The sequence below is a fragment of the Chlamydiifrater volucris genome (genome assembly GCF_902806995.1).
GTDB classification, from domain to species: Bacteria; Chlamydiota; Chlamydiia; order Chlamydiales; family Chlamydiaceae; genus Chlamydiifrater; species Chlamydiifrater volucris.
In genome coordinates this window covers 1,191,278-1,197,353 of sequence record NZ_LR777654.1, presented here as the reverse complement: position 1 = coordinate 1,197,353, position 6,076 = coordinate 1,191,278, and the positions used below count along the sequence as shown (strand labels likewise).

The 6,076-nt window shown below is 41.3% G+C and carries 6 protein-coding genes; all 6 read left to right on the top strand.

Annotated features, from left to right (window positions below; all coding sequences use genetic code 11):
• The first annotated feature begins 127 nt into the window (after nucleotides 1-127).
• The 6 genes from lpdA to KJA62_RS05115 all read left to right on the top strand — a co-directional run bounded on the left by lpdA (nucleotide 128) and on the right by KJA62_RS05115 (nucleotide 6,073).
• Nucleotides 128-1,513 (top strand): dihydrolipoyl dehydrogenase, encoded by a 1,386-nt coding sequence (lpdA, locus tag KJA62_RS05140; protein WP_213318920.1) that lies wholly within the window; start codon nucleotides 128-130, stop codon nucleotides 1,511-1,513.
• A gap of 11 nt (nucleotides 1,514-1,524) precedes the next feature.
• Nucleotides 1,525-2,457 (top strand): lipoyl synthase, encoded by a 933-nt coding sequence (gene lipA, locus KJA62_RS05135; protein WP_213318919.1) that lies wholly within the window; start codon nucleotides 1,525-1,527, stop codon nucleotides 2,455-2,457.
• Nucleotides 2,458-2,471: 14 nt separating this feature from the next.
• On the top strand, nucleotides 2,472-3,359 hold the full coding sequence (locus tag KJA62_RS05130; protein ID WP_213318918.1) for a hypothetical protein: 888 nt from the start codon (nucleotides 2,472-2,474) through the stop codon (nucleotides 3,357-3,359).
• Between the two features lie 136 nt (nucleotides 3,360-3,495).
• Complete coding sequence (sctJ, locus tag KJA62_RS05125; protein ID WP_213318917.1) at nucleotides 3,496-4,512, top strand: type III secretion system inner membrane ring lipoprotein SctJ; 1,017 nt, start codon at nucleotides 3,496-3,498, stop codon at nucleotides 4,510-4,512.
• Nucleotides 4,512-5,348, top strand: a complete 837-nt coding sequence (locus KJA62_RS05120; protein ID WP_213318916.1) for a hypothetical protein — start codon at nucleotides 4,512-4,514, stop codon at nucleotides 5,346-5,348. Before sctJ ends, KJA62_RS05120 begins: the two co-directional genes overlap by 1 nt.
• On the top strand, nucleotides 5,345-6,073 hold the full coding sequence (locus KJA62_RS05115) for an HrpE/YscL family type III secretion apparatus protein (protein ID WP_213318915.1): 729 nt from the start codon (nucleotides 5,345-5,347) through the stop codon (nucleotides 6,071-6,073). The genes KJA62_RS05120 and KJA62_RS05115 overlap by 4 nt, the downstream gene beginning before the upstream one ends.
• The last annotated feature ends 3 nt before the right edge of the window (nucleotides 6,074-6,076 follow it).

Sequence of the window (6,076 nt, the reverse complement as noted above, 5' to 3'; positions counted from 1 at the left end):
TGCTGAAAATTAATAAATCGCTTTAATATAAACTTAGTTTCCCAAGTGCCTGTCCCTTTTTCTCTTCTTGGCGAAACGGCTGCATGACAGAGACATTTTTCCTAGCTTAAACAGAGTGGATAAGAAGATGACAACCCAAAATTTTGACTGCGTAGTAATCGGAGGTGGACCTGGAGGTTATGTTGCAGCTATTAAGGCTTCTCGATCTGGATTAAAGACGGCGCTGGTCGAATATGATCTGGCCGGAGGCACTTGCCTAAATAGGGGATGCATCCCCTCGAAAGCTCTGTTAGCTGGAGCTTCTGTCCTTAATGCTATTAAGAATGCAAGTAGTTTTGGGATCAAAGTTTCGGATTTTTCCGTGGATTTTCCTTCCATGATGCAGAGAAAAAATGCTGTTGTCTCAGGTATTCGTACTGGTTTGGAGGGATTGATTAAGAGCAATAAGATATCCTCTTTCCGAGGCAAAGGGAAACTTTTATCCTCAACAGAAGTCAAGGTTTTGGGCGAAGAAAATGTTGTTCTAAAAACGCGAAGCATCATTTTAGCCACAGGTTCGGAGCCCCGCCCATTCCCTGGGGTTCCTTTTGGTAAACGCATCTGTTCATCCACAGACATTCTGGAACTGCAAGAAATTCCTGAAAGTCTACTGATTGTAGGGGGCGGGGTTATAGGGTGTGAGTTTGCTTCATTGTTCAACACTCTGGGAACGAAAGTCACTATTGTTGAAGCTGCTGACAGAATTTTAGCTATTGATAACAAAGAAATTTCGAAATTTATAACAGATGTTTTTGTGAAGAAGGGCATCCAAGTTATAACCTCCGCTTCTGTTTCCAATTTAGAAGAAACCCCCAGCTCAGTGAAGGTGACATTGAGTGATGGCTCTTCCTTGGAACACTCCCTAGCATTGGTTTCCATAGGGCGGCTGTTAAACACACAAAATTTAGATTTGGACAAGGCTGGCGTCATTTGCGAAAAAGGGGTCATTCCGACGGATGCACACATGCGCACTAATGTTCCCAATATCTTTGCTATTGGAGATATTACGGCGAAATGGATGCTGGCTCACGTAGCTTCTCATCAAGGCATTATTGCTGCAGAAAATGCTGCAGGAAAGAATACCATTATGGATTACTCTGCTATTCCTTCTGTCATATTCACCTCTCCTGAAGTTGCTTCGGTCGGTTTATCTTTAGAACAAGCTCAAAGTCAGGGGTTTTCTGCAAAATTAACTACTTTTCCTTTCCGAGCTATAGGTAAAGCTGTTGCCATGATAGATGCCGACGGGTTCGCTTCCATCGTTAGCGATACCGAAACTGGTCAGGTGTTAGGGGCTTACATTGTGGGCCCTCATGCCTCTTCCCTCATAGGAGAGATGGCTTTGGCCATCCGCAATGAGCTGACATTGTCATGTATTTATGAAACTGTCCATGCTCACCCTACTTTGTCTGAAATTTGGATGGAAGCGGCTCTTCTAGCAGATGGTGACCCTTTGCATATGCCACCTAAGTAAACGAGTATTCTATGGGCACCTCCCCCCGAGACATTCCCTGCAAGCCAGACAAACCCTCTATTTCTAAAAAAAAGAGAGTCCGCCCGGCAGAAAGATTCCCTGCATGGCTGAGGAAACCTTTGCCCCTGAATACTGTGTTTCAAAAAACTCAAGGTTCTATCAACAAAAAGGGTCTTGCCACTGTTTGTGAAGAGGCTCTCTGTCCCAACCGAACCTCTTGTTGGTCAAGGAAGACCGCAACTTATCTAGCTTTAGGAAGCGTTTGCACGAGGAAATGTGGATTTTGCAACATAGATTATTCAACCACGCCACCTCCCTTAGATCTTGAAGAACCTAAAAAAATATCTAACTCTGTCAAAGAATTGAACTTACGTCATGTTGTCATAACAATGGTTTCTCGCGATGATCTAGAAGATGGCGGAGCATCCATGCTTGCCAAGATTGTAGAAACCGTGCGACAGGATTCACCTCAAGTTTCTATAGAAGTTCTTTCTTCTGATTTCCAAGGTAGCGTCCCTGCCCTTCACCATCTTCTCAAAACCGAACTAGATATCTTCAATCATAATGTAGAAACTGTAGAGCGTTTATCCCCATTGGTTCGTCATAAAGCTACCTATGGACGTTCTCTCAAAATGCTGGAAGTTGCAGCCAAGTTTGACTCCTCATTATGGATCAAATCTGGTATCATGGTAGGCCTGGGGGAAACGGAACCTGAAGTTCGTCAAACATTAAGACATCTTGCTGAAGTTGGAGTAAAAATTGTTACCATTGGGCAGTATCTGCAACCTAATAGATTGAAGATCCCTGTTAAAGAATATGTTACTCCTGAGACTTATGATTATTACCGCTCTTATGGAGAAAGTTTGGGACTTTTCGTGTATGCAGGGCCTTTCGTTCGCTCCAGTTATAACGCTGACGCGGTGTTTGATCTTTTGAATAAATAAATAAATCTCTTTTTATGAAAGACTCTTTTTACTACGAATCAGGTTTTGACGTAACAGATGAACAATTCAAAAAAATTGTTCTTCTGAGAGAAGTTCACTTTTCAGGAAGTTTCGATGATATGAAAGCTTGCTATGAAGATGAAGATTTCTTAGGAACAGATCCAGATATTTCGGTCAAAGATATTGAATACCTAGCAAATATAGAAGCTTCTAATGAAGTGAACCTTGTAGAAGTGTTGCTATCCGAGAAGGATATGGAAGAAATACAGAAAGCTAAAGCCGCCTATGAATTTCTGGAAGATTGTGATCCAGATTCACAAAAAGGGAAAATTGCTACTCTGGTTCTGACAGCCCCCTTCACTACATCTTCGTTTGACAGAGATGCCGTCATAGAGGAAGGCGAGGCCATAGTCCCTGAAATTATAAACCTGTTGAATACTTTCGATTTGTTTCATCCCTTGTCGCCAGGATTTAGCCTTGCCCCTCTTCGACTAATAGAATGCCTAGGCCACATACGAAGCCCTTTAGCTATACGTCCTCTTTTCGAAATGATAGGAAGCCCGCAAACGTCGGGGTACGACGATGAAGTTGCTTCTGCCCTTGCTAAAATAGGAGCCCCTTCCAAGGATTTCTTGTTTGCACTTATTGCTTCTTCCCCAGTAACTAAAGACCACGAAACAGCTAGCTTTTGTCTGGCCTTCTTTGATGACGAGGAAGTTATAGAATTTGCTAAACAACAAATTTTCCGCCCTGAGTTGACTTTCTTTCCCCATGCTATTTTCCATTTAGCAAATGTTTCTCTACAAAGAAAAGACCCTTTATTCGCCGAACAACTGAAAGAAAAACTACCCCGAAAAATACCTCCATTTTTGAAAGAGGAGATCCTACGAATGCTTTCGTAATTTTCTTTTCTCCCCCCCAAATCAATTCGCAACAACAATTGAACCCACTCTTAATAATCGTTTTACGAATCAGTATATGTTCGCGATTGGCACTAATCTCACCTTTTGCTATGGTGAGTGAAAAGGTGTACCAATTATGTTTCGTCGTTTTATTTCTTTTTTTTCATTGTTTGTTTTACTAGGGACAATGACAGGATGCGATAGTCGTTCCTTCATTGCTCATAATTTACCAGGAAGAGAAGCTAACGAAATTGTCGTCTTGTTAGTCAGTAAAGGGATCGCTGCTCAAAAGCAGCCTAAGGCAGCTGGAAGTTCTGGTGGAGGATCTGCAGAACAACTTTGGGACATTTCTGTGCCAGCCTCCCAAATCACAGAAGCATTATCTATCTTGAACCAAGCTGGTCTACCTCGGTTAAAAGGTACCAGTCTTTTAGATTTGTTTGCCAAACAGGGCTTGGTTCCTTCGGAGTTGCAAGAGAAGATCCGCTACCAAGAAGGTCTTTCTGAGCAAATGGCCACCACTATCCGAAAAATGGATGGTATTATTGATGCTAGTGTCCAAATATCATTTTCCACCGATGCGGAAGACGAGCTGCCACTGACAGCTTCCGTATATATCAAGCATCGCGGGGTTTTAGACAACCCAAACAGTATAGTTGTTTCTAAGATTAAACGTTTAGTGGCCAGTGCTGTCCCAGGGTTAACGCCAGAGAATGTCTCTGTTATTGGAGACCGAGCTTCTTACAGCGAAATTAGTATCAATGGACCTTGGGGATTAACGGACGAAATTGATTACGTCTCCGTTTGGGGAATCATTTTAGCTAAGTCTTCGTTAGTTAAATTTCGAGTCATCTTCTATTGCATGATCCTCGTTTTATTCCTGATTTCATGTTGTTTCATGTGGCTTATTTGGAAAACTCATGCCGTTATCGGAGCTCTCGGAGGAGCTAAATCTCTGTTAGATCCTTCCCCCTATGTAAAACCCAAGGAAGCTGCAATAGAAAAACCTACTGAGGCTCCAACTTCAGCTTCTGAAGGAGAAAGTGCAACCACAGCTGCTGGCGAAGAAAAATCTGCTGAGGAAACAGGAGGAGAGTCAAGTAAAGAAGAAGCTCCTACAGAACCTTCTAACGATAATAATGAGGATGCTTAGTGACTGCAAACACCTTTGGCACGTTAGACATTTTGATGAAATACTCAAAGGCGGATCATCTAGAACAATTTCTCCCAGAGAAGTTGCTAGTCAAAGGTGTCCATCCGCAGGATATTCCTCTAACTTCGCTATCGTTTAACCTTCGTTGGTTAGCAGCTATACATCCATCATGGATTGTAATGGCTATGAAAGATTTTCCTTCCTTCATGCAGGCAGAGTTTTTGCTTCTTCTCCCAGATCAAATAACGCAAAAGATCCACCCTTATTTATCAACTCAACTTCCCAAAGTTACTCGTTGCTCTGATTTTGGAGCCTTCTATATTCTAGATATGTTAAGCAAAAAGATTCGTCCTCCAGGAGTAACAGAGGAAATTTTTCTCCCCGTGTCTCCCTTCAATAATCTCCTTTATTACTCGATGGAGAACAAAATGACTTTTATTGACTGTTTAGGGTTATTCTCAATAGTTAAAGAGATGAAGAACATTGTTGACAAAGTTATCATCAAGAAAATTCAAGATTCTCTTTCCGATACAGAAAAGCATTTCCTATCTTATTGTCGGGCTAATCCTCTCAAATATTTATCTCGCGAGTTGTTTATTCATTCATGGAATGGAGCTAAGGATACTTTTCGTAAATTCATTCACAGAGAAGGGTTGGAGATTTTAGCTCTAGCTTTAGTTAAAGAGGATGCCTCTTTCTTATGGCATCTTTTAAGAAGGTTAGATATTGGAAGAGCTTTTATTTTGGAATCAGCTTTAAAGAAAGCTATGAAAGAGCCTCATTCAGAATATTTCCGAGACCGTATTTCGCAATGCATGAAGGTGCTGGCACAATGAAATTTTTCAGTCTAATTTTCAAAAAAGACGTTATTTCTCCCAATAGCAAAGTTCTGGCTCCAGAAGCTTTTTCGACTGTTTTAGACGCCCAAGAAATGCTTAAGACAGCCAAGAGTGACATTGAGGAGTACAGGCTGCATGCAGAACAAGAAGCTTTTGCTTTGAAAGAAGCTTCTAAAAATGCAGGCTTCAAATCAGGACTGCAGGAGTGGACAACTAAGCTAGCTGAGCTTGACGCTAGCATCAAATCCTTTAAAGAAAGCATTAAAGCATCTTTAGTTCCTCTAGCTATCGCTAGTGTGAAGAAGATTATAGGCAAGGAACTAGAAACTAATAAAGAAACTGTTGTTTCTATCATCTCCGGAGCTATTAAGGAGTTATCTCAAAATAACCGCGTAGTTATTTTTGTAAATCCGAGTGATTTAGAAGCTATAGAAAAACAACGCGCAGAACTAAAAAAGATTATAGAGTACGCAGAGGTTTTTATTATCTCTCCTAAGCCAGATGTAGAACCTGGGGGTTGCCTTATAGAAACTGAATCAGGTATCATCAACGCCAGTCTCGATGTACAGCTCCAGGCATTGGAGAATGCATTCAACAAGATCCTAAAACAAAAGGATTTTCCCTCTAATCCAGAGTCTTCTGTTGAAAAACAAGGAAATCCTTCATCGACAAATCATACTCCTCCAAAAGAAAGTACTGAAAATAAAGAACCTGGTGAGTAGAAA

Bases quoted from the DNA above. Each gene is read 5' to 3' on its own strand.
- KJA62_RS05115 (WP_213318915.1), top strand. From the start codon at position 5,345: ATGAAATTTTTCAGTCTAATTTTCAAAAAAGACGTTATTTCTCCCAAT.
- lipA (WP_213318919.1), top strand. From the start codon at position 1,525: ATGGGCACCTCCCCCCGAGACATTCCCTGCAAGCCAGACAAACCCTCT.
- sctJ (WP_213318917.1), top strand. From the start codon at position 3,496: ATGTTTCGTCGTTTTATTTCTTTTTTTTCATTGTTTGTTTTACTAGGG.
- KJA62_RS05130 (WP_213318918.1), top strand. From the start codon at position 2,472: ATGAAAGACTCTTTTTACTACGAATCAGGTTTTGACGTAACAGATGAA.
- lpdA (WP_213318920.1), top strand. From the start codon at position 128: ATGACAACCCAAAATTTTGACTGCGTAGTAATCGGAGGTGGACCTGGA.